Here is a 22,074-nt window from a genome sequence, read left to right on the forward strand (position 1 = left end):
CGCAAATCGCTCGCAGTTCTACGGATACCGTAACTGAATCGCTCTAATCCAGCCAAATCCGTCCAAGATTTCAGTTCCTGGTCAGGTGTTGCGAGAAAGACTCGAAGCACTCGTTGTAAATCGGTACCACTCAGCCGAGGCCCCGCCCGTTTTAGTGCTCTTGAAGGGGTGTATCGGCGCGCGGCACTAGGGTCATCAGGCGCGCCTATGTGGTGCAAGCTGCACGCCCAGCATCCTCCCCCATCGTTGATCGTAGCGAAACGCGGCAGGACGCATTACTCAATATCTTTCAGCGCATCGAGCGGGCCGGTCAGCGCCGTGCGGGGTGGGACGAGCGTCGGCCGCACCAGATGCGTGATTGGCGGCCCGCGGCCCGCATCGAGGATCGCAAACCCCTTGGTGATCATTGCCTCGCTGTCCTGCCGGATCATGAAGACGGGGAAAGGCAGGAAGGAGCCGAAGGGATCGTAGTCATAGCAGCCGACGACGATATCGGCGAAGGTCTCGTGCGGGTGCAGCGCGAGGAAGCGCATCAGCCCTTCGAGATTGATCGAGGAATTGACGAAGAATGCGCGCGGCAGCTTTCCGTGGCCTTCGTAGAAGGCTTCGAAGGCGCGGGCCGTCATGGCGGGTGAATAGCCGGTCGGCTGGATGCAGACGTCGGGATCCGCGCCCAGCAATGCGCGCTTTACGTCCCGGAAACCGCGAATTCGCTCATGGCTGGCATGGTCGTTGCGGCCGCCGAACAGGTACAGATCGTCGGGTGAAAGCGGGCCATCCTCTTGCGAGCGCTCGATGATCGCCTGTGTCAGCATGCGCGCACCTTCATGATTGTCGCTGATGATCGACGGCGCCAGCGTGCCCGGCAGATCGATGTTGACGTGCTTCAGCCCAGCCTTTTCGCAAACCTTGTGCACGCCATCCGGATCGGTTGCGCCGGCGATGAAAAGCTCATCGATCGAATAGGAGATCAGCGTCTCGACGACCTTGCGTTCCTCCTCCGGATCGCGACAGGCACTGACGACGAGGGGGCACTGGCCACGGCTTCTGACCTGCGCCTCGAAAGACTGCGCCATGGAGGAGAAATAGCGGTTGTCGTGCACCGGCAGCAGAAGACCGACGAGACCGGAGCGGGACGAACGCAGGCCACGGGCCTGCAGGTTTGCCGTATAGCCGTGCTCGTTCGCCAGGTTCTGAATGAGCTGCGCCGTCGCCTCCTTGATACGCCTCTTCCGCCAGCTCCCGTTCAGCACGGCGCTCACGGTCGAAGGCGACGCACCCGATAGCATCGAGAGATCGTAGATCGTCGCCTTCTTCTTGCCGATGTCGGTCATATCTCGCCTTTCCTTTGTCGCTTCCCTTAGAAACAAACCCCTCTTGACGAAAGCTCTACCTTGATCGATAGTCATTGCACCATCGATTGTGCAAAAAAGAAAGATCGATTGTGCAAAAGATGGTTCGCCGGAGGAGGCGGGATGGGAGGCAAGGGTATTCCCTCGCCAAGAAGCAACCAGGAAAAACCTGCCGCGAACCGGCCGGTGGTCGTCGTTCGTATGAGCGACCTTTGAGGAGGAGTGAGGATGAGGAGCCTTATCGTAGCGGCATTTGCCGCATCGCTGTCGCTTGCCGGGGCGGTGGTCGCGTTTGCGCAGGACGCGCCGAAAGTCGGCGTTGTCGTCAAGATCGGCGGCATTCCCTGGTTCAACGCGATGGAAGCCGGCATCAAGGAACAGGGTAAGAAACTGGGCGTCGATGCCTTCATGATTGGCCCGACCAGCGCCGACCCGGCGCTGCAGGTGCGCGCCATCGAAGACCTGATCGCCCAGGGCGTCAAGGTTATCGGCGTGGTCCCGAACGATGCCAAGGTGCTCGAGCCCGTACTCACCAAGGCGCAAGCCGCCGGCATCAAGGTCATTACGCATGAATCGCCCTCGCAGAAGGGCGCCGACTGGAATTTCGAACTCGCATCGGCCACCGGTTTTGGTGAAGCGCATGGCAAGCTGCTCGCTGAGAAAATGGGCGGCAAAGGCGAATATGCCGTCTTCGTCGGTTCGCTGACCGTGCCGCTCCACAATGCCTGGGCGGACGCCGCAATCGCCTATATCAAGGCAAACTACCCAGACATGAAACTCGTCGGCGAGCGCTACGGCGTGGCGGAAGACGTCGACAAGAGCCGCTCGACGGCGCTCGATCTCATCGCTGCGCATCCGGATCTGACCGGCTTCCTCGCCTTCGGTAGCCAGGGTCCGATCGGCGCCGGGCGCGCTATCGAGGAACGCCGCAAGACCGGCAAGATCTTCGTGCTCGGCCCGTTCTCGCCAGGCCAAGGCCTGAAGCTGATCAAATCAGGTGCGATATCGGGCGGCTTCATGTGGAATCCGAAACAGGCCGGCGAAGTCTTCGTCACGCTCGCCGATCGCCTGATCAAGGGCGAGAGCGTCAAGGAAGGTGATGACATTCCGGGTCTCGGCGTGATCAAGCCTGTTGGTAACGACATCATCGTCGATCAGCTGCTGCCGATCAACAAGGATACGGTCGACGACCTGGCCGCTATGGGCCTCTGAAGAGGCCCCCTCCCCGGGTGTCGGGCCGGTCCATGTCGACCGGCCCGGCGTTCGGGAAAAGAGAGCGGTATTCGGCCATGGCCGGACCATTGATCTTTCATGGCATTCGACTGGACAGGCAACCGGCATGAGCACGGCAACGGATGATGGTGTGAAGGCCCAGCCGCTTCTTTCGCTTCGCGGCATCAACATGACATTCGGCGGTGTGAAAGCGCTGAAAAACGTCTCCTTCGAAGTCTTGCCCGGCGAAGTGCATTGCCTCGCCGGTGAAAATGGCTCCGGCAAGAGCACGCTGATCAAGGTGATCTCCGGCGTCTATCGGCCTGCTGACGGCGCCGAGATCGTCTTCGATGGCGAGACGATATCCCACATGACGCCAGGCATGGCTCAGTCCCGCGGCATCCAGATCATCTGGCAGGACCTCGCGCTCTTTCCGGAGATGAGCGTGGCTGAGAATATCGCCTTCCAGACCCTTTCCGGTTCGCGCCCGCGCTTCGTCAATTATGCCGCGATCCGCAGGATAGCCGAGGACGCGCTCGCCCGGCTCGGCATCACCCTCGACGTCGACAGACCCCTCAAGGACTTCGCCATCGCCCAGCGCCAGATCGTCGCAATCGCCCGCGCGCTGGTCGGAGAGGCCCGCATCGTCTTCATGGACGAGCCGACCGCCTCGCTCACCCAGTCCGAGACCGATCATCTGCTGGCGATCGTGCGCACGCTGTCGGCTTCGGGCGTTGCCGTGGTCTTCGTCAGCCATCGTCTTGCGGAAGTGCTGGAAATCTCCTCGCGCATTACGGTGCTGCGCGATGGCGCGCTGGTCGGGGTCTATCCGGTGGAGGGCATGACCCAGTCTAAGGTCACCGAGCTAATGACCGGGCGCACCTTCGACCAGAACGTTCGCGCCCGCGACCGATCGCAGAACCCGGTCCTGCTCTCCGTCAGCAAGCTTTCCCGGGCTGGCGAGTTCGAGGACATTTCCTTCGATCTGCGCCGTGGCGAAACGCTCGGGATCACCGGCCTGCTCGGCGCAGGGCGCACCGAACTTGCGCTGACGCTCTTCGGCATGCGCCGTCCCGCCGCCGGAACGATCGTGCTGGAGGGAAAGCCGATGCGCTTTGCCTCCAACCGCGAGGCGATCACATCAGGTGTCGCCTATCTCTCCGAAGACCGCCTTTCGCTTGGTCTCAACCAGCCGCAATCCATCGCCGACAATCTGGTCATGGCCTCGCTCAACCGTATCCTGGGCGGCCGGCTCATTTCGCCGGAAAAGAAGCGCGCGCTCGTCGCGCGCTGGATCGCCGATCTCGGCATCAGGATCGGCAAGCAGGACGATGCGATCTCGACGCTTTCGGGCGGCAACCAGCAGCGCGTCGCGATCGCCAAATGGCTCGCCACCGATCCAAAAGTGTTGATCCTCGATGCGCCCACCGTCGGCGTCGATGTCGGCGCGCGCGCCGGCATCTTCGAAATCGTTGCGCGTCTGGCCGAGGCGGGGCTTGCGATCATCCTCATCTCGGACGAGGTGCCGGAGGTCTATTTCAACGCCGATCGGATCGTCCATATGGAAAAGGGCCGGATCGCCGGCTGGCACGATCCCCGCACGACCACACTGAAGGACCTGGAGGCGGCGGTCTATGCGTAAGCTGTTTCTGGCCTATACGACCGAATTCGTGCTGTTTGCCGTCATCATCGCGATGAGTGTTGTCCTCGCTTTTACGACCGACCGCTTCTTCACGCTCGGGAATGGGTTCGACCTGCTTAATATCAGCGCGGTCAACATCATCTTTGCCGTCGGCCTGCTCGTGGTGCTGATATCAGGCGGGATCGACATCTCCTTCGCCGTCGCCGCCTCGATCGTACAATATGTCACCGCACTTGCGCTCGAGAGGATCGGCGGCGGTGGATGGCTATCCGGCTTCCTGATGGCGGCCGGCATCGGCATCGTGCTCGGCATGATCAACGCCTTCCTGATTCATCGCTTCCGCATCATCTCGATCGTCGCGACGATTGCCACCTTCAACGTCTATTTCGGCCTGCTGATGTTCTTCACCAAGGGCGTGTCGATCTACAATCTGCCCGACTGGCTGACGAGCCGCGTCATTATCTACGAGCGCGAAATGGCCGATGGGAGCTGGGCTGAGATCACCTTGCCGGTTGTCGTCATGGCCGTCTGCACGCTCGCCACCTGGTTCTTCATTACCCGCACGACGACCGGACGGCAGCTCTATGCCTTCGGCGACAATCCGGAAGGCGCGCGCCGCTTCGGCATCAATATCGGCGCCATGCAGTTCATCGCCTTCGGCTGGCTTGGATTGATGGCAGGCATCGCCGGTCTCATGCAGGCGCATTATGCGCAGGAGGTCGTGCCGAACGCACTTTATGGCCGCGAGCTCGATGTCCTGGCCGCAGTGGTGCTCGGTGGGGCGCGGCTGGGCGGCGGCAAGGGCTCGGTGCTCGGTTGCGTGCTGGGCGTGCTGCTCGTCTCGATCACCCAGAACGGCCTTAACCTAATGGGCGTCTCGCCCTTCGCCTTCAAGATGATCGTCGGCGCGATCATCCTCGTTGCGATCACCTTGTCGAGCGCCCGCATCGGCAATCTGGTGCCGGTGTTTGCGACCCGCAAATCGACCGGTGACAGGACTGTAGACAGAGGAGAGAGCTGATGGACGCGCTCGCCGCCCGCTTCAACGCCGTCTTCGGGGCCGACATGGCCGGCCCCCTCGCCGCGCTGGCGGCGGTGCTTGTCGTCTTCGGCTTCGCCTCGCCGCATTTCCTGACGGCCGCGACCTTCGGATCGGTCGCCTTTCAGCTTCCCGAGCTTGGCGTCCTGACGCTCGCCATGCTGATGCCGATCCTCACCGGTGGCCTCAACCTTGCGATCACCTTCACCGCCAACATCGCCGGCCTGACGCTCGCCTGGACGCTGCAGGCCAATGGCGGCATCGATGCAGGCCCGGGCGCCTTTCTGCTCGGTTCGGCTCTGGCACTCGCCATCGGCGCGGCAAGCGGCCTGGTCATGGGCCTCGTCATCGCCTTTACCCGCGCCCATCCGATCCTCGTTTCGCTGTCGATGATGATCTTCCTGCGCGGCCTCGGCGAGTTTCTGACGCGCGGCGGCGATATCTCGGGCTTTCCCACCTTCGTCGCTCCGATCGGCCACGGCAGCATCCTCGGCATCCCCGTCCCGTTGTTGATCCTGATCGCCTGTGTGATCGCCAGCCACATCCTGCTCTCGCGCTCCAAGCTCGGCTTTTCCACCTATATGATCGGCTCCAATATCGAGTCTGCCCGCTATTCTGGCATCAACACCCGCAAGGTCCTGGTGCTGGTCTATATGCTTTCCGGCGTGATGGCTGCGGTTGCCGGCATTATTATGCTTGCGCGGTTCAATTCGGTGCGTGTCGGCCACGGCGAATCCTATCTGCTGATCACCGTGCTCGCCTGCTTTCTCGGCGGCATCAATCCCTTCGGCGGCTTCGGCCGCGTCCTGCCCGTCTTCGTGGCGCTCATCGTGCTGCAGCTCCTCTCTTCGGGGCTCAACCTGCTCGGCGCCAACCAGCACCTCACCACTGCCGTCTGGGGCATCCTGCTCATCGTCGTGATGGTGCTGCGCTGGCTCTCGGCCAAGTTCATCAAAATCGTCAAATAGGAGATACGACCATGGAAGGTTTCGGCGTTCACACCAGCATGTGGACCATGAACTGGGATCGCGCAGGCGCCGAAAAGGCAATCGCCGGAGCCGTGCACTACAAGATGGACTTCATCGAGATCGCGCTGCTCAACGCGCCGGCCGTCGATGCCAAACACACCCGCGACCTGCTTGAAAAGAACGAGCTGCGCGCCGTCTGCTCGCTCGGCCTGCCGGAGCACGCCTGGGCCTCCGTCCGCCCGGATGCGGCGATCGAGCACCTGAAGGTTGCTATCGAAAAGACTGCGGAAATGAACGCCGAGGCGCTCTCCGGCGTCATCTTCGGCGGCATCGGCGAGCGCACCGGCCTGCCACCGACGCAAGGCGAATACGACAACATCGCCAAGGTGCTCGACGCAGCAGCAAAACACGCGAGGAAGTACGGCGTCCAGCTCGGCGTCGAGGCCGTGAACCGCTATGAGAACCACCTGATCAACTCGGCGCAGCAGGCCGTCGATATGGTGGAGCGTGTCGGCGCGGACAACGTCTTCGTTCACCTCGACACCTACCACATGAATATCGAGGAGAAGGGTGCGGCAAACGGCATCCTGATCGCCCGCGACCACCTCAAGTATATCCATCTTTCCGAAAGCGACCGAGGCACGCCGGGCTACGGCAATATTCCTTGGGATGCGATCTACGCCGCGCTCGCTGCGATCGGCTTCAAGGGCGGACTTGCGATGGAGAGCTTCATCAATATGCCGCCCGAGGTCGCCTATGGCCTGGCCGTCTGGCGCCCCGTCGCACGCGATATGGAAGAGGTCATGGACAAGGGCCTGCCATTCCTGCGCAACAAGGCGGAACAATATGGTCTTATCTGACCCCAGTTGCCGGATGTCGCCCATTCGGTTGCATCAGCTTTAGATCGAGGCTGATGCTGGCCGTCTGCCATTGGTCACAAGCCGCAACCGTAGCGTCCACATGGGGTGTTGACTGAAGAGATCTCGCCATCGCTGGCAGAGGACCGTGTCGGCGGCCCGCCTCTTCAGCACATCCCCTGAATATCACTTGGCCTCGGGCAGGCGAAATGACTGTCAAGAAATATCATACTGTTTGTGATATTGTTATTATTGCTTGTTACATTCTTTCTCCTATGCCATTTTGCCTATTAAAATAAGAGGCTTGAACGGCTCACGCCCGGGCTCTAGTTTCGAAGAGATGGCGGCGTTTCGATCGACCATCGATATGGGGGAATCTTGGATGGCACGCATTACGCTGAGGCAACTGCTCGACCATGCTGCGGAGGAAGGCTACGGCGTTCCCGCTTTCAACATCAACAACATGGAGCAGGCGCTCGCCATCATGGAAGCCGCCGACGCGTGTCATGCGCCGGTTATCATGCAGGCGTCGCGCGGAGCCCGCGCCTACGCCCATGACATCATGCTGAAGCATATGATGGATGCTGTCGTTGAAATCTATCCGCATATTCCGGTCTGCGTGCATCTCGATCACGGCAATGATCCCTCCAACTGCATGACGGCGATCCAGGCGGGCTTCACCTCGGTGATGATGGATGGTTCGCTGAAGGCCGACGCCAAGACGCCCGCCGACTGGGCCTATAATGTCGGCGTCACCAAGATGGTGACCGATATGGCGCATTTCGGCGGCATCTCGGTGGAAGGCGAACTCGGCGTTCTCGGTTCTCTCGAGACCGGCATGGGCGAGGCCGAGGACGGCCACGGCGCCGAGGGCAAGCTTTCGCACGACCAGCTGCTGACCGATCCAGACGAAGCCGTGAAGTTCGTGCGTGAAACCAAGGTTGATGCGCTTGCCATCGCGATGGGCACATCGCATGGCGCCTACAAGTTCACCCGCAAGCCGGACGGTTCGGTGCTGGCGATGAACGTCATCGAAGAAATTCACCGTAAGCTCCCGAACACGCATCTTGTCATGCATGGCTCGTCCTCGGTCCCGATCGAGCTGCAGGAGATCATCAACAAGTATGGCGGCCAGATGAAGCCGACATGGGGAGTGCCGGTCGAGGAAATCCAGCGCGGCATCAAGAATGGCGTGCGCAAGGTCAATATCGACACCGATGGCAGAATGGCGATGACCGGTCAGATCCGCCGCGTGCTGCAGGAAGACCCAAGCGAGTTCGACCCGCGCAAATATCTGAAGCCGGCAATGACGGCGCTGACCAAGCTCTGCAAGGAGCGGTTCGAACAGTTCGGCACTGCCGGCATGGCGGGCCGCATCACGCCGCTTGCCGTTTCGGAAATGGCGAAGCGTTATAAATCCGGTTCCCTCGATCCGGCTTTCTCTTGAAACTGGGTTAGCCTGAGGCCGGGCGGGGTGCCTTTTCCGGCTCGGCGGCCGCAGGCTTGCCCGTCAGCGTTTGGCCGTGGAAACGGCTCAGCTGGCTGACAAGCTCTTGGATTTCGCTTGCCGTGCGTTCGCCGTCCCAGCCCAGCGCTGCCTCGGCAACGCCGGCGATTTCCCGCAAGCCTTCCAGCGTCAACCGACCCTGGATCGCAAGCGTCGTGCGGCGCATCACGATGTCCGACAGGTGGATAACGAGTTCATTCCGGGCGATCCAGTCGATCTCGCGGAGGCTGTAATGCGGCGCACCCGTCAGGCGCTGTTCGTCGGAATAGCTTGAAGGGGAAGAAAGCAGGGCCGTTGCCGTCGTGCCGTAGCGGCCGAGCAGTTCGTCGGCTCGCTCGGCAACAACAGCGCCGCGCGCCGCGGCATCGCTGATCCAGGCGTGACGCTGCTCAGCATCCGCCGGAAAGGCCTTACCGCCGCCGATCGCCAGATAGCGTGTCGAATGGCTGCGGCTGCGCTGTAGCCGGGAGAGAACGGTGTCGGCGACCTCTTCCGCAAATCCGCGGAACGTCGTCCACTTGCCGCCGACCAGTGAAACGATCGGAAACGGTCTGCCGCTTTCTGGCTCCTTTACCGGCGCGGAGTGATCGCGGCTGATCAGCCCCGGTGCTGTCGCATCCGATGCCGGCAGCGGGCGGATGCCGCTATAGCTGTAAACGATCTGATCGCGATCGAAGCGAAGCGTCGGCAGCAGCGAGCGGATGCTTTCGAGGAAATACTCCGTTTCCGGCTCCTCGCAGGAGACATTGTCCGGATCACCGGCCGGAATGTCGGTCGACCCGACCAGGGCCAGCCCGAGATAGTCGTAGACCAGGCAAATGCGGCCGTCGTCGGCCTCGAAATAGATCATATGGCCGTTGAGGCTTCGCACCAATTCGGGATGGTTAAGCAGGATATGGGAACCCTTGGTGCCGCCGATCAGCCGCGATGGAGCGCCGAGCAAAGTGTTGACCTGATCGATCCAGGGACCTGCCGCATTGACGACCAGCTTGGGAGCGACGCTGAACTCGCGGCCATCGGGCTGACGGAAGGTCAAACGCCCTTCTGAAACGGCAGCCAGTGTCGCGAAATTTGCCGTGAGGCTTCTCGCGTTCGCGTCGAGACCATCACGCACGAGCTCATAGACGAGCCGCTCCGGCCTGCTGATCTTGGCGTCGTAATAGATGCCGCCGGCGACGATGGCGGGGGTAATATGCGGCATTTCTCTGCGCGCCTGTTTCTTCAGGATCAGCCGGTGGCGCGGCATGACCTGATCGCGCGAACCGAAGAAGTCGTAGAGCCGAAGCCCGATCTTGATGAGAACCGCACCACGGCTGCGTGGCGCCGTCTTCGACCCAAAGAGCGTCCGGATCGCTGCCCAGATGCCGCGGGTCCAGGAAAAGACCGGAATGAAGGTCGGCAGCGGCTCGACGCAATGCGGCGCGTTCTTGAGCAGGAGGTTGCGCTCAAGCGTCGACTGCGCAACCAGTCCGAACTCACCCGTTTCCAGATATTTCAGGCCGCCGTGAATAAGCCGCGATGGTGCGGCGCTCGTGCCGGAGCCAAAGTCGGCCTTGTCGACGATCAGGCAATTGACACCCTGTAGTGAGAGGTCGCGGAACAGGCCGGCACCGTTGATGCCCGCCCCGATGATCAAAACGTCGATATCGTTCTCGCCGAGATTCGAGAAGCGCTGCTGCAAATCGGAGGTCATGCTCATCGTCCTAAATCGCCCGCCGCAGCAGGCATCTATCTTTTCAGTTTGCCGATTGCTCCGGCGCAAGCGCGGCAATCCTAGGCCAAAGGGGGACCATCGCGTCGGCAATGTCGCGGAACACCTGATAACGCTTTTCATAATCCGCGCTGCGCACTGCATCCGGCCGGCAAGTCTTCGCGATGGAGGCGGTGTCGCGCGGATCGCTCTGCGGATCGGCAAAGATACCCACGCCCGAGCCGGCACAAAGCGCAGCACCCCAGGCGGCCGCCTCATCCGTCTCGGTTACCGTCACTGGCATGCCAAGCACATCGGCAAACATCTGCACGACGGCAGGATTGCGCGAGACGCCCCCGGCGAGCCGCACCTGATCGAAGGCAAAGCCGTCGCGAAGCGCATCGACATGGATGCGATGATTGAAAGCGATGCCTTCAAGCACGGCGCGCAGCATGTCGCCGCGGTCGTGCCATCCACCGAGCCCGAAGAAACCGGCGCTGGCGGCTGCGCCATAAGGCGAGCCGAACAGATAGGGATGGAAGAGCGCCGTCGAGGGGCGCTCGAAGGCGGCGTCGATCTCGGGCGCCAGCAGGGCGTGGATCGAGTTGCCTTGGACCTCGCCATTCGTTCGCTCGGCAGCGCAGAGCGTATCCAGAAACCAGTCGTAATTGGCTGTCGATGCCGGGGAGATCGACATGCTGTTCCAGATCCCGGGCGCAATCCCGTTGCGGCAGAACCAGCGCCGATCGACACGCGGTTCCGACGAAAGCGTCTCGTTGATCGAATAGGTCCCGGCAATGACCGCGACAACGCCCTTGGCATAGCCCCCTGCCCCGAGCGCCGAGGCGGTGACATCGTGCAGACCGGCAACGACAGGCGTCCCTTCGGCAAGGCCCGTCAGCTGCGCGGCTTCACGGGTCACGCGTCCGACCATCTGGTCGGAGCGCGAGGCTGGTGGCAGGGCGTGGACGAGATCCTGCAATCCAAACAGCCGCAGGGCGTCCTCACTGTAGTTCTGCGTTTTGACATTGGTGAAGGAGGTGCTGGCTTCGGTGCGGTCCGTACCGATGATCCCGGTCAGGCAGAACCGCAGCCAGTCCTTGCAGCTGCAGAAATGGCCAATGCGCTTGTAGCGCTCAGGCTCCATGTCGCGGATCCAGGCAAGCAAGGCCGATGGAGCGGAGACATGCGGGATCTGCCCGGTCAGCTCGATCGCCAGGTCGGCGACATCGCTCTGCGTCCACCGGTCGACGATCGCCCCTGCCCGGCTGTCCAGCGAAAGAATGGCCCGGCCGAGCGGCTTTTGGGCGTGATCGAGCAGGTAGATGCCGTCTCCATGTGCGGTAGCGGCAATGCCCTCTATGTCGCTTGCCGGTCGCCCGCTGAGCGAAATCGCTTCGCGGATGGCATCGGCCGTCGCGTTCCACAATTCATCCATGTCACGCTCGATATGGCGGGCCTTCGGAATGAACTGCGTGACGCGGCGCCGGGCGGCTGCAAGCGGCGTGCCGTCGATATCGAAGATGACCGCCTTGGTGACTGTCAAACCACTATCGATCCCGAGCAGTGTCGGCATTTAAATTTACCTCACGAGGAGCAACGGGCCGGCGCCGTCAGGAGCGCCCTCCGGCGCCCTTGGCGATGACCACGTTGATATCTCTGGACCGCATGCGGTCGATGTGCACCGGCTGGGTCTTGTCGTCGACGATAACGACGTCGAACTCATCCAGTGCTGCGAAACTGTGGAGCGCACGCCGTTCGAACTTGGTATGATCGGCAAGCAGGATGCGCTTTACGGAGCAGTCGAACATGGCGCGCTTGGTATCGACTGTCTCGGGAGACTGGTGCAGCACCGTGCCATCGCTGATCGCCGACATCGAGATGAATGCGACATCTGCCCTGAGAGCCTTGATCTCGTTGATGGTCATGCGACCCATGAAGGCATTGCACCAATTGTAATATTGGCCGCCGAGGGCGAGCAGCGTCACGTCGTGCAGGCCCGTCAGCGCATTCATCAGGGTCAGGGAATTGGTAATTGCGGTGACCGGTACCTTCGAAGGCAAATGCGCCGCCATCTGAAGTACCGTGGTCGAGTCATCGAAAAAGATCGCCTGTCCCGGTTCGACGAATTGCATTGCCGCCTCGGCGATCAGCTTCTTTTCCGCCGACTGGCGGTTGGAGCGGTAGACGTCGCTGGATTCGATGAGATTGGTCGCAGCCGCAGTGACGATGCCGCGTGTCTTCCTGAAGAGGCCGCGGCTGACGAGTTCATCGACATCGCGGTGAGCCGTCATCAGGCTGATCCCAAAGCGGTCGGTCAGGTCTTCAATCCGCATCGAGCCTTCACCCATCACGGCTTCTGCAATCATGCGGCGGCGCGCAATCTGGCGCGTCTGCCGGCTGTCGCTGGTGAGCTGGTCCAACAGATCGTCGTCCCGGCTGGTCTTCTGTGTCACGGGTCACCCCTGTCGCTGAATAATGGATCCCAGCTTCGTACAGCGATTGCCGCGCCAAGGCAAAAAGGCGAAACACAACTGGCGGTTGGACCGCCGGCCGTAGCTTCGAGCATGAAAATGAGGGCGCTCTTGCGAGCGCCCTTTACCGTTTTACTGCGACAGGACGAACGGGCCAGTGTATTTGTCGATGTTGTCCTTGGTGATCAACAGGCAATCGAAGAGCTGCTTCTCGCTCTTGGCACCCGTGTTACCCGTCTTGATCAGATTGTCGGCCTGCTTGACCGCTTCTTCGGAAAAGACGGCAACCGGTTGGAGGACGGTGTATTGGAGTTCGCCCGCCTTGATGGCAGCAACGGCATCCGGTGAACCGTCGAAGCCGCCGACCTTCACATTGGCGAGCTTGCCGGCTTCCTTGAGTGCGGCAATCGCACCAAGCGCCATTTCGTCATTGCCCGAGATGACGCCGACGATATCCGGGTTGGCCTGCAGCATGGACTGCATCTTGTTGTGGCCCTGGGTGCGGTCCCAGTTGGCAACTTCCTTGGCGACCTTCTTCAGATCCGGATACTGCGAAAGGACAGTCTCGTAGCCATTCGACCGCGTTGCCGCGTTGTTGTCGGACGGAGCGCCGAAGAGTTCGGCATAGTTGCCCTTGTCGCCGATTGCTTCGACCCATTGCTGTGCGCCGAGGGCGGCGCCCTGTGCGTTGTTGGAAACAAGCTGCGCCTTGGCCAGGCCTTCCTGGTTGATTTCGGCGTTGACGAGGATGACCGGGATGCCGGCAGCAACGGCCTTCTTGACCGCACCGACGGAACCGTCGGCGTTTGCCGGGTCGAGGATAATCGCCACCGACTTGTTGGTGATCGCCGTATCGATCAGGTTGCTTTCGGTATTGGTGTCACCCTTGTGGGCGTTGACCGAGGCCGTATAGCCGAGCTTCTCGGCGGTTGCCTTGGCGACATTGCCTTCCGTCAGCCAATAGGGATTCGACGGATCGTTGACGATGATCGTCATCATGCCCGCTGCCCAAGCCGAGCTTGCCAGAAGCGGTGCTACGGCCGCGGCGGTTAGAAGTATGCGCATGCCTTTCTTAAACATAGTCTCTCTCCCATTCGTGAGCTCAGTTATTGCCGGTGATCCGGCGTTGCTTTCCCCAATCGGCTTTCTGGACTCCAGGCTGCCGTCGTGGATAAGTTTCGGTCTCAGCCGTCAGGACGATTTGACCCGGCGGCCGTATTGGATGCTGTTCATGAGGACGGCGAGAACGATCACAGCGCCGGTAAATACTGTCTGCCAGTAGGCCGAGACACCGATGATCACGAGGCCGTCCGAAAGGAAACCGATGACGAAGGCGCCGAGCATCGTGCCGCGAACCGTACCGCGGCCGCCGGTCAGCGCCGCGCCGCCGATGACCACGGCTGCGATCGCCGTCAGCTCGTAGGTTGTGCCTGCCGTCGGGCCGGCGGAGGTCAGCTGCGAGGAGAGGACCAGGCCGGCGATTGCGGCACAGACGCCCGAAAGCACATAGACGATGATCTTCACGCGCTTCACCGGAACGCCGGAGAGATCGGCAGCACGCTCGTTCCCACCTGAGGCGTAGAGCCAGCGGCCGAAGGCGGTGCGGCTCAGCACGATGCCGCAAATGATGGCGAGAACCGCAAGCACGATGACGCCGATCGGAATGCCTGCGAGGCGGTTGAAGCCGAGCCAGTCGAAGCCGGTATTGCCGAGTTCCGGACGGCCACCGAGATTGTTGTAGGTCAGGCCGTTTGTCATCAAGAGCGCGATACCGCGGGCGACGTAGAGCACGCCGAGCGAGGCGACGAAGGCCGGCACCTTGAGATAGGCGATCAGCACGCCGTTGACCGCACCGACCAGCGCGCCGAGCGCACATGTGATGACGACGACGGCCCAGACCGGCGGGTAGAGGATGACGCCGAAATAGGTGAGCGTGACGCCGTGCATCAGGAAACCGGCAATGCAACCCGCAAGCCCCAGTGTCGAGCCGACCGACAGATCGATGCCGCCATTGAGGATAACGAGCAGCATGCCGATCGCCAGAATGCCGAAGATCGCGACGTGCGACGCCATGATCAGGAAGTTGTTCAGCGTGAAGTAATAGGGCGACAGGAACGAGAAGACCGCGATGATGACGATCAGCGCGAAGAAGGCCCGGCCCTCCAGGATGAGACGCACGATATTGGTGTTGCGCTTCGGCCCGCTGGAAACTGATTTCTTTTCGGTGACGTTCGTGACTGACATAATCAGTGCTCCATAATCCAGGCTAGTGCGCGATCACGGCTTCGCCGGAGGCGGCCATGATCTTTTCCTTGGTGACATCCGAGCCGAACTCGGCCGATATCCTGCCGCGGTGCATGACGATGATGCGGTGTGCGATACTCAGGCATTCATTGACTTCGGACGTCGAATAGATGACCGCCAATCCCTGCTTGGCGCGCTCCGCGAGCAATTTGAAAACTTCCGCCTTGGCGCCGATGTCGATGCCGCGGCTTGGCTCATCAAGCAGGATGACCTTCGGCTGGGTTGCCAGCATCTTGCCGATGACGACCTTCTGCTGGTTGCCGCCGGAGAGCGAGCCGATCGAAGCCGCACCGCCATCGGTTTTCACATGCACCCGCCGGATCGCGTCATTGACGAGATCGCGCTCCCGATGGCCGGAGGTGAAAAGCCCTTTGGTGAAGGCGCGGATACTCGCAAGCGACAGATTGGAGCCGACCGTCATCGTCTGGACGAGGCCGTCGCGCTGGCGATCTTCGGGCACGAGCACGAGACCGCTGGCAATGCGCCTGGCGATGCTGAGCGCACTGACGTCCTGTCCTTCGAGCAGAACCTGTCCGCCACTTGCGCGCAGACGTCCGGCAATGCACTCGAGCAGTTCCGTGCGCCCCGCCCCCATCAGCCCGTAGATGCAGACGATTTCGCCGGCACGCACCTTGAGAGACAGACGATCGACTGCATTATAAGCAGCGCCGGAGGGACCGGGGACACTGAGGTTTTCGATGGAAAGCGAGACGTTTCCGAACGGGTGATCCTCCGGTGGGCTGCCAAGGTCGAAATTCTCGCCGACCATGTTGCGGACGATCCATTCGAGATCGATATCCTTGCGCTCGGCATAGGCCGTCATGTTTCCGTCGCGCAGAACGACGGCGTGATTGGTGATCTGCAGCGCCTCTTCCAGATGATGCGATATGTAGACGATCGACACGCCGCGGCTCGTCAGGTCGTGGATGACCTTGAAGAGCACTTCCACCTCCGTCGCGCTCAGCGCCGAGGTCGGCTCGTCCATGATCAGGATGCGCGAATTGACGGAGAGTGCCCGTGCAATCTCGACGATCTGCTGCTGGCCGAGGCGAAGATCCTCGACGCGCGTCAGCGGATCGATGTCTTCCTCGAGCTCTTCCATCAGCGCCCAGGTCTGACGCTCCTCTTCAGCGAAGTCGACGACACCGCCCTTGATGATCTCCCGGCCCATGAAAATATTGTCGCGGACACTCAGATTGGGGGCCAGGCTGAGCTCCTGGTGAATGATCGAGATCCCGCACTCGCGCGCATGGGTCGATGAGCTAAAGCTGATCGGTGAGCCGTCGAGAATGATCTCGCCGGAGCTTGGCTGCGCCACACCCGAAAGGATCTTCATCAAGGTTGACTTGCCGGCGCCGTTCTCTCCGAACAGCGTTGTGACCTGGCCGCGATGGATGTCGAAGTTCACTCCCTTGAGGGCGTGAACGCTGCCGTAGGATTTTGCGATATGGCGGGCGGCGAGGACGACCTCGCCTTTCGGCCCGTTGTTGCGTTGCGGCTGGCTCATTTGAGCTCAACCTTCACCGGCGTGACCAGCCAGTTCTTCGGGTTGATGAGCTTGAAGACGCCGACCACGGTCGCCTGCTTTCCGTCCAGGGCGTCAGCATCCAGGCCCGCAAAAACCGCCTTCTTCATCTCGTTATTGATGGCCGAGCCGGCATCCTGATACTGGATCTGGTTGGTAAACTGGCCGAATTCGATGGTGCCGGTTGCATCGCGGAGGTCCGTGCCGTTGACCGCAGGGCCGGTCTGGACACGGACCACCGTCTCGGGAGGCAACCCATCGATCTTCATTTCGTTGGTGTTCGACTTGCGGGCGCCGAAAACGCCGGTCAGCGTGACGGGAATGACCGGTCCGGTGCTCGTCGCAGTGCCGTATTTCTCGGCCGCCGCCTTCTTGTCGGCGGCAATGGCGGCCGCGAGATCGGCGGCTGCAATCGCCCGCTCCTCGACATTTGCCTTGATCTTCGGGAATTGCTCGGCGCCGAAGGTTTCCGGAGAGAATGCCTGCTGGCGCACATCGTTTTCGGAGCCGATCTTGACCACCGTCGTGTCGAAGGCGATCGCTGCAACGACGATGACCGCCAACGCCGCGCTGACAAGGAGCCCGCGATTGCCGCTGCTCGGCTTTGATGCTGCATGATCGGGCGAGGTACTCATGTCCGGACGGCCTTTGGCTTGGAATGGCAAGATGGAGAGGGCTAGCGAGATGATGATCGCAGGCGGCCTGGAGCATTGCGCCGCACCGGATCACAAACCGGCGGGCCACCCGCAAGAGCGCAACTCTGGACGAATATTCGCATTGGAAGCCTCCTCAACAAGACCGGCGGCTGTCTCCTCCAACCGCCTGGGCCTGCAAATTCTCCATCAGGAAGCGCACTTCCGTGATAGAAGTATGTTAGTTATGCCGTAAATCATGTTATATATTTTATCAGCTGTCAACGGCACTTTCGCGGCAACTCGACTGGAATGCACGACCTCACATCTTGTTAATCACGCTGCAGCGCAGCAAAAAGCGACGGAAAATGCAGACATTTTGACATTTGTCACTCAGCCGTAAAGTGGCGCCATCCATATGTTTTTAATGCAATATACGACAGATGAAACATTGCGTGCACTGCCGCTTTTGATGCCGCCCCCCGCTGGCGCGACGGCGCGCAAGCAAACTCCTTGCTCTTCTATTTTAGATGAAAAAAATTACATCGCTAGAAAAATTTTACTGGCATTGTGGTATCTTTATGTTATCTTTTCGAGCGAGCTCAGGGAGGTTTCAGCTGCGCGCCGTCTGGAATTTGTCAAAAGCGGCGCGCTTGCCGTTGCCCATGGACGAGCCGACGTTGGCAGCCGGATGCATCATCCCAGAGAGTTTAGGGATCGGGAGGACTTCAGATGAATTTGATGCGCGTATTGCCCGCCGCGGCGCTTGCTGTGGTGGCGAGATAGGCCTGCGATGACATCGACCCAGAAGATCATCATTGGCATAGATGCCGGCACCTCGGTCATCAAGGCCGTCGCCTTCGATCTGTCCGGCCGCCAGATCGCCACGGCCTCCGTTCGCAACCGATACGCCACCGGAGACGATGGGTCGGCAACGCAGTCGCTGGATCAGACCTGGCTCGATTGCGCCAGCGCGTTGCTTGGTCTCGGCGAAAAAGTCGCCGATCTTGCGTCACGCACCGCAGCCATCGCCGTCACCGGACAGGGCGACGGCACCTGGCTCGTCGGCCGCGCCAATAGGCCCGTTGCCGATGCCTGGCTATGGCTCGACGCGCGCGCCGCAACGACGGTTACGGCACTCGCCGGCGGAACGCAGAATCGTGCCCGCTTCGAGGCGACCGGCACCGGCCTCAACACTTGCCAGCAGGGTGCGCAACTCGCCCATATGGACCGCTTCACGCCGGATCTTCTCGATCGGGCGGAGACGGCACTGCACTGCAAGGACTGGCTCTATCTCAACCTAACAGGCGTGCGGGCAACCGATCCATCGGAGGCAAGTTTCACCTTTGGCAATTTCAGGACGCGCCAGTATGATGCCGTCGTCATCGACGCGCTCGGCCTTGACCACAGGCGCGGGCTCCTGCCCGAAATCATCGACGGCAGCGAGATCAGTCACCCGCTGACATCGGAGGCGGCGAAGGCCTGCGGGCTTCTTGCCGGAACGCCGGTCTGCCTCGGCTATGTCGACATGGTGATGACGGCGCTTGGTGCAGGTGTGCGCAGCGGCGCTCGCAACGCTGCCTGCTCGACGATCGGCTCCACCGGCGTGCATTTGCGCGCCAAGTCCGTTGCCGACGTTCAGCTCAATCGCGAGGGCACCGGCTATGTGATCGCCCTGCCTATCCCCGGCATCGTCACTCAGGTCCAGACCAATATGGGCGCCACGATCAACATCGACTGGATCCTTAATGTCGCCGCCTATCTGATGGCCGAGGCAGGCAAGCCTGCTTTGCATGCAGACCTCATTGCACGCATTGACGGCTGGTTTGCAGAAAGCCGACCGGGGTCGGTACTTTACCACCCCTACATTTCCGAGGCGGGCGAACGTGGGCCTTTCGTCAACGCCAATGCGCGCGCGGGCTTCACTGGGCTTTCGATGCGTCACGGCTTCCCTGACCTGCTGCGCAGCGTGGTCGAAGGGTTGGGTCTTGCCACCCGCGACTGCTACGCGGCGATGGGTGCGATGCCCGAAGAACTGCGGGTCACAGGCGGGGCAACACGCTCCGTCGCCCTTCGCCGTTCACTCTCGGCCGCCGTTAACGCACCGATCCGCCAGTCGCGCCGCGAGGAGACGGGGGCGGCCGGCGTGGCGATGATGGCCGCGGTGGCTGTCGGCGTCTATTCCAGCATGGACGATTGCATTGCCGACTGGGTGACGCCGCTGCTCGGCGATCCGGAGACACCGGATGCCAGCGAGGCCCACCGGTTCGACCGGCTCTTTTCTGCCTATACCGATGTGCGCCAGGCAATGGCGCCCGCCTGGGACAAGCTTGCCGCAGCCGCAACGACGTCGCCGGTGGGCGCGCAATTCTGATGCAGCAGGCATCGAAGGAGCATGACATGACCGAACCCGAACTCCTGGATCTCTTCGTCATCGGCGGAGGCATCAACGGCGCGGGGATAGCACGCGATGCTGCCGGCCGCGGCCTGAAGGTCGTGCTGTGCGAAAAGGACGATCTAGCCCAGGGAACCTCGTCGCGCTCGGGCAAGCTGGTGCATGGCGGCCTGCGTTACCTCGAATATTACGAATTCCGCCTGGTGCGTGAGGCGCTGATCGAGCGTGAAGTGCTGCTCAACGCCGCGCCGCATATCATCTGGCCGATGCGCTTCGTCCTGCCGCACAGCCCGGAGGATCGCCCAGCATGGCTCGTGCGGCTCGGCCTCTTCCTCTATGATCATCTCGGCGGCCGCAAGAAGCTGCCCGGGACCCGCACGCTCAACCTGCTCCGCGACCCGGAAGGCACGCCGATCCTCGATCAATACACACGCGGCTTTGAATATTCCGATTGCTGGGTCGACGACGCCCGCCTCGTGACCTTGAACGCGGTCAGCGCAGCGGAAAACGGCGCTCTGGTTCTCACCCGCTCGCCGGCCGTGTCGGCCCGTCGCGAGAATGGCGGTTGGACCGTGGTCACGAAAAGCAACGCCACGGGCGAGATGCGAACCTTCCGTGCCAAATGTCTGGTGAACTGCGCCGGCCCCTGGGTGATGGACATCATCAATCGCGTCGCCGGTTCGAACTCCGGCCGCAATGTCCGCCTCGTCAAGGGCAGCCACATCATCGTGCCGAAGTTCTGGGCAGGCGCCAATGCCTATCTGGTGCAGAACCACGACAAACGCGTCATTTTCATCAATCCCTACGAGGGCGACAAGGCGCTGATCGGGACGACCGACATCGCCTACGAAGGCCGGGCCGAGGATGTCGCCGCCGACGAGACGGAGATCGAGTATCTGCTCAAGGCGGTCAATCGCTACTTCAAGGAAAAGCTGCGTCGCCACGACGTGCTGCACAGCTTCTCCGGCGTGCGCCCGCTGTTTGACGATGGCAAGGGCAACCCGTCCGCCGTTACCCGCGACTATGTCTTCGATCTCGACGAGACAGGCGGCGCTCCGCTGCTCAACGTCTTCGGCGGCAAGATCACCACATTCCGCGAGCTTGCCGAACGCGGCATGCAGCGTCTCAAGCATATTTTCCCGAATATGGGAGGCGACTGGACTGAGAAAGCGCCGCTGCCGGGCGGCGAGATTCCGAATGCCGATTACGAGAGCTTCGCCAACAGCCTGCGCGATATTTATCCCTGGATGCCGCGCAAGCTCGTGCATCACTACGGCCGTCTCTATGGCGCCCGCGCCAGGAATGTGGTTGCCGGTGCGACGGGCATAGAAGGGCTCGGACGGCATTTCGGCGGACAGCTCTATGAGGCCGAGGCCCGCTATCTCGTCGCCACGGAATGGGCCGAAACGGCGGACGACATCCTCTATCGCCGCACCAAACACTACCTCCATCTGAACGAAGCGGAGCGCGCGGCCTTTGGCGAGTGGTTTGCTTCAACCCGCCTTGCCGCCGCCTGAAGGATGCCGCCATGCCGCTGACCCTTTCGCTCAATACCAATCCGCTGGTGAACCGCTTCGCCGACCCAGACGATCTGATCGATACGGTTGCGCGTGACCTGCGGATCCGCGACCTTCAACTGACCCACGAGTTCATCAATCCGAGCTGGCAGGCGCCCGTGATCAGCCGCCTGACGCGCACGATGAGCGCTGCACTGAATCGCACCGGCGTGCGGGTCACCTCGGGCATGACGGGCCCCTATGGGCGCCTCAACCATTTCGGACATCCGGATGCCGATGTGCGCCGCTACTACGTCGACTGGTTCAAGACCTTTGCCGACATCACCGCCGATCTCGGCGGCCATTCGGTCGGCACGCAATTTGCGATCTTCACCTATAAGGACTTCGACGATCCGGCCAGACGCGAGGAACTGATCAAGATCGCCATCGATTGTTGGGCCGATGTCGCCGATCATGCGCGCGCCGCAGGCCTCTCCTACTTGTTCTGGGAGCCGATGAGCATCGGCCGCGAGTTCGGCGAGACGATCGGCGCTTGCCTGTCGCTGCAGGAGCGTCTAACAGGCGCCGGGATGGCTATCCCGATGTGGATGATGGCGGATATCGATCATGGCGACATCACCTCCGCCAATCCCGACGACTACGACCCCTATGCCTGGGCACGCGCCGTCCCGCCGGTATCTCCGATCATCCACATTAAACAGAGCTTGATGGACAAGGGCGGGCACCGGCCCTTTATCGCCGAATTCAACGCCAAGGGCCGCATACAGCCGGCAGCTCTGCTCCAGGCGCTGGCCGAAGGTGGGGCGAAGGACAATGAAATCTGCCTGGAACTTTCCTTCAAGGAACGCGAGCCGAACGATCGCCAGGTCATCCCGCAGATTGCCGAAAGCGTCGCCTTCTGGGCGCCGCATATCGACACCGGCGTCGCTGACTTGAACATCTGAGGCGGAGATCTTTAAA

At 61.5% G+C, this 22,074-nt stretch carries 18 protein-coding genes; 10 read left to right on the forward strand and 8 right to left on the reverse strand.

Annotation, left to right across the window (positions count from 1 at the left end):
- Nucleotides 1-275 precede the first annotated feature (275 nt).
- Nucleotides 276-1,334 (reverse strand): LacI family DNA-binding transcriptional regulator, encoded by a 1,059-nt coding sequence (locus AC25BC_RS24070; RefSeq protein WP_017996211.1) that lies wholly within the window; start codon nucleotides 1,332-1,334, stop codon nucleotides 276-278.
- 246 nt (nucleotides 1,335-1,580) lie between these two features.
- Here AC25BC_RS24070 and AC25BC_RS24075 point away from each other — a divergent pair, with 246 nt between their 5' ends.
- The 6 genes from AC25BC_RS24075 (at nucleotide 1,581) to fba (ending at nucleotide 8,517) form a co-directional block, all read left to right on the forward strand.
- On the forward strand, nucleotides 1,581-2,564 hold the full coding sequence (locus AC25BC_RS24075; protein WP_012755619.1) for an autoinducer 2 ABC transporter substrate-binding protein: 984 nt from the start codon (nucleotides 1,581-1,583) through the stop codon (nucleotides 2,562-2,564).
- A 127-nt stretch (nucleotides 2,565-2,691) separates the two neighbouring features.
- Complete coding sequence (locus tag AC25BC_RS24080; RefSeq protein ID WP_128438843.1) at nucleotides 2,692-4,206, forward strand: sugar ABC transporter ATP-binding protein; 1,515 nt, start codon at nucleotides 2,692-2,694, stop codon at nucleotides 4,204-4,206.
- A complete protein-coding gene (locus AC25BC_RS24085) occupies nucleotides 4,199-5,227 on the forward strand; it encodes an ABC transporter permease (RefSeq protein WP_128438842.1) in 1,029 nt (342 codons plus the stop codon). Before AC25BC_RS24080 ends, AC25BC_RS24085 begins: the two co-directional genes overlap by 8 nt.
- Nucleotides 5,227-6,213: an ABC transporter permease gene (locus AC25BC_RS24090; RefSeq protein ID WP_128438841.1), complete on the forward strand. Its 987-nt coding sequence runs from the start codon at nucleotides 5,227-5,229 to the stop codon at nucleotides 6,211-6,213. The genes AC25BC_RS24085 and AC25BC_RS24090 overlap by 1 nt, the downstream gene beginning before the upstream one ends.
- 11 nt (nucleotides 6,214-6,224) lie before the next feature.
- Nucleotides 6,225-7,073, forward strand: coding sequence for a sugar phosphate isomerase/epimerase family protein (locus AC25BC_RS24095; RefSeq protein ID WP_012755623.1), 849 nt, complete (start codon nucleotides 6,225-6,227; stop codon nucleotides 7,071-7,073).
- Between the two features lie 379 nt (nucleotides 7,074-7,452).
- Nucleotides 7,453-8,517, forward strand: a complete 1,065-nt coding sequence (gene fba / locus AC25BC_RS24100; protein ID WP_113545731.1) for a class II fructose-bisphosphate aldolase — start codon at nucleotides 7,453-7,455, stop codon at nucleotides 8,515-8,517.
- 7 nt (nucleotides 8,518-8,524) lie between these two features.
- Here the strand turns inward: fba and AC25BC_RS24105 are convergent, their stop codons facing one another.
- The 7 genes from AC25BC_RS24105 to AC25BC_RS24135 form a co-directional block, all read right to left on the reverse strand.
- Nucleotides 8,525-10,276, reverse strand: a complete 1,752-nt coding sequence (locus AC25BC_RS24105) for a glycerol-3-phosphate dehydrogenase/oxidase (RefSeq protein WP_128438840.1) — start codon at nucleotides 10,274-10,276, stop codon at nucleotides 8,525-8,527.
- Between the two features lie 37 nt (nucleotides 10,277-10,313).
- Nucleotides 10,314-11,843: an FGGY-family carbohydrate kinase gene (locus AC25BC_RS24110; RefSeq protein ID WP_128438839.1), complete on the reverse strand. Its 1,530-nt coding sequence runs from the start codon at nucleotides 11,841-11,843 to the stop codon at nucleotides 10,314-10,316.
- A gap of 37 nt (nucleotides 11,844-11,880) precedes the next feature.
- A complete protein-coding gene (locus AC25BC_RS24115; protein WP_003562490.1) occupies nucleotides 11,881-12,723 on the reverse strand; it encodes a DeoR/GlpR family DNA-binding transcription regulator in 843 nt (280 codons plus the stop codon).
- 150 nt (nucleotides 12,724-12,873) lie between these two features.
- Nucleotides 12,874-13,821: a D-ribose ABC transporter substrate-binding protein gene (locus AC25BC_RS24120; RefSeq protein ID WP_128438838.1), complete on the reverse strand. Its 948-nt coding sequence runs from the start codon at nucleotides 13,819-13,821 to the stop codon at nucleotides 12,874-12,876.
- A gap of 111 nt (nucleotides 13,822-13,932) precedes the next feature.
- Entirely contained in the window at nucleotides 13,933-14,985 is a 1,053-nt protein-coding gene (locus AC25BC_RS24125; protein WP_003562489.1) for an ABC transporter permease, read from the reverse strand.
- A 22-nt stretch (nucleotides 14,986-15,007) separates the two neighbouring features.
- Nucleotides 15,008-16,552, reverse strand: a complete 1,545-nt coding sequence (locus tag AC25BC_RS24130; protein WP_128438837.1) for a sugar ABC transporter ATP-binding protein — start codon at nucleotides 16,550-16,552, stop codon at nucleotides 15,008-15,010.
- Nucleotides 16,549-17,205, reverse strand: a complete 657-nt coding sequence (locus AC25BC_RS24135) for a DUF2291 domain-containing protein (RefSeq protein ID WP_012755628.1) — start codon at nucleotides 17,203-17,205, stop codon at nucleotides 16,549-16,551. The genes AC25BC_RS24130 and AC25BC_RS24135 overlap by 4 nt, the downstream gene beginning before the upstream one ends.
- A 415-nt stretch (nucleotides 17,206-17,620) precedes the next feature.
- Between AC25BC_RS24135 and AC25BC_RS24140 the strand changes: the two genes are divergently transcribed.
- The 4 genes from AC25BC_RS24140 to AC25BC_RS24155 are packed head-to-tail and all read left to right on the forward strand — an operon-like array spanning nucleotide 17,621 to nucleotide 22,058.
- A complete protein-coding gene (locus AC25BC_RS24140) occupies nucleotides 17,621-17,938 on the forward strand; it encodes a hypothetical protein (RefSeq protein ID WP_157628364.1) in 318 nt (105 codons plus the stop codon).
- 57 nt (nucleotides 17,939-17,995) lie between these two features.
- Entirely contained in the window at nucleotides 17,996-19,576 is a 1,581-nt protein-coding gene (locus AC25BC_RS24145) for an FGGY-family carbohydrate kinase (protein WP_012755629.1), read from the forward strand.
- Between the two features lie 26 nt (nucleotides 19,577-19,602).
- Nucleotides 19,603-21,114 carry a glycerol-3-phosphate dehydrogenase gene (locus AC25BC_RS24150; protein WP_012755630.1) on the forward strand — a complete coding sequence of 504 codons (1,512 nt, stop codon included), beginning with the start codon at nucleotides 19,603-19,605 and terminating at the stop codon, nucleotides 21,112-21,114.
- Between the two features lie 11 nt (nucleotides 21,115-21,125).
- Nucleotides 21,126-22,058, forward strand: a complete 933-nt coding sequence (locus tag AC25BC_RS24155; RefSeq protein ID WP_128438836.1) for a sugar phosphate isomerase/epimerase family protein — start codon at nucleotides 21,126-21,128, stop codon at nucleotides 22,056-22,058.
- Nucleotides 22,059-22,074 lie beyond the last annotated feature (16 nt).

It is taken from the genome of Rhizobium sp. WSM409, from assembly GCF_057653825.1.

Bases quoted from the DNA above. Each gene is read 5' to 3' on its own strand.
- AC25BC_RS24070 (WP_017996211.1), bottom strand. From the start codon at position 1,334: ATGACCGACATCGGCAAGAAGAAGGCGACGATCTACGATCTCTCGATG.
- AC25BC_RS24075 (WP_012755619.1), top strand. From the start codon at position 1,581: ATGAGGAGCCTTATCGTAGCGGCATTTGCCGCATCGCTGTCGCTTGCC.
- AC25BC_RS24080 (WP_128438843.1), top strand. From the start codon at position 2,692: ATGAGCACGGCAACGGATGATGGTGTGAAGGCCCAGCCGCTTCTTTCG.
- AC25BC_RS24085 (WP_128438842.1), top strand. From the start codon at position 4,199: ATGCGTAAGCTGTTTCTGGCCTATACGACCGAATTCGTGCTGTTTGCC.
- AC25BC_RS24090 (WP_128438841.1), top strand. From the start codon at position 5,227: ATGGACGCGCTCGCCGCCCGCTTCAACGCCGTCTTCGGGGCCGACATG.
- AC25BC_RS24095 (WP_012755623.1), top strand. From the start codon at position 6,225: ATGGAAGGTTTCGGCGTTCACACCAGCATGTGGACCATGAACTGGGAT.
- fba (WP_113545731.1), top strand. From the start codon at position 7,453: ATGGCACGCATTACGCTGAGGCAACTGCTCGACCATGCTGCGGAGGAA.
- AC25BC_RS24105 (WP_128438840.1), bottom strand. From the start codon at position 10,276: ATGAGCATGACCTCCGATTTGCAGCAGCGCTTCTCGAATCTCGGCGAG.
- AC25BC_RS24110 (WP_128438839.1), bottom strand. From the start codon at position 11,843: ATGCCGACACTGCTCGGGATCGATAGTGGTTTGACAGTCACCAAGGCG.
- AC25BC_RS24120 (WP_128438838.1), bottom strand. From the start codon at position 13,821: ATGTTTAAGAAAGGCATGCGCATACTTCTAACCGCCGCGGCCGTAGCA.
- AC25BC_RS24125 (WP_003562489.1), bottom strand. From the start codon at position 14,985: ATGTCAGTCACGAACGTCACCGAAAAGAAATCAGTTTCCAGCGGGCCG.
- AC25BC_RS24130 (WP_128438837.1), bottom strand. From the start codon at position 16,552: ATGAGCCAGCCGCAACGCAACAACGGGCCGAAAGGCGAGGTCGTCCTC.
- AC25BC_RS24135 (WP_012755628.1), bottom strand. From the start codon at position 17,205: ATGAGTACCTCGCCCGATCATGCAGCATCAAAGCCGAGCAGCGGCAAT.
- AC25BC_RS24140 (WP_157628364.1), top strand. From the start codon at position 17,621: ATGTTTTTAATGCAATATACGACAGATGAAACATTGCGTGCACTGCCG.
- AC25BC_RS24145 (WP_012755629.1), top strand. From the start codon at position 17,996: ATGACATCGACCCAGAAGATCATCATTGGCATAGATGCCGGCACCTCG.
- AC25BC_RS24150 (WP_012755630.1), top strand. From the start codon at position 19,603: ATGACCGAACCCGAACTCCTGGATCTCTTCGTCATCGGCGGAGGCATC.
- AC25BC_RS24155 (WP_128438836.1), top strand. From the start codon at position 21,126: ATGCCGCTGACCCTTTCGCTCAATACCAATCCGCTGGTGAACCGCTTC.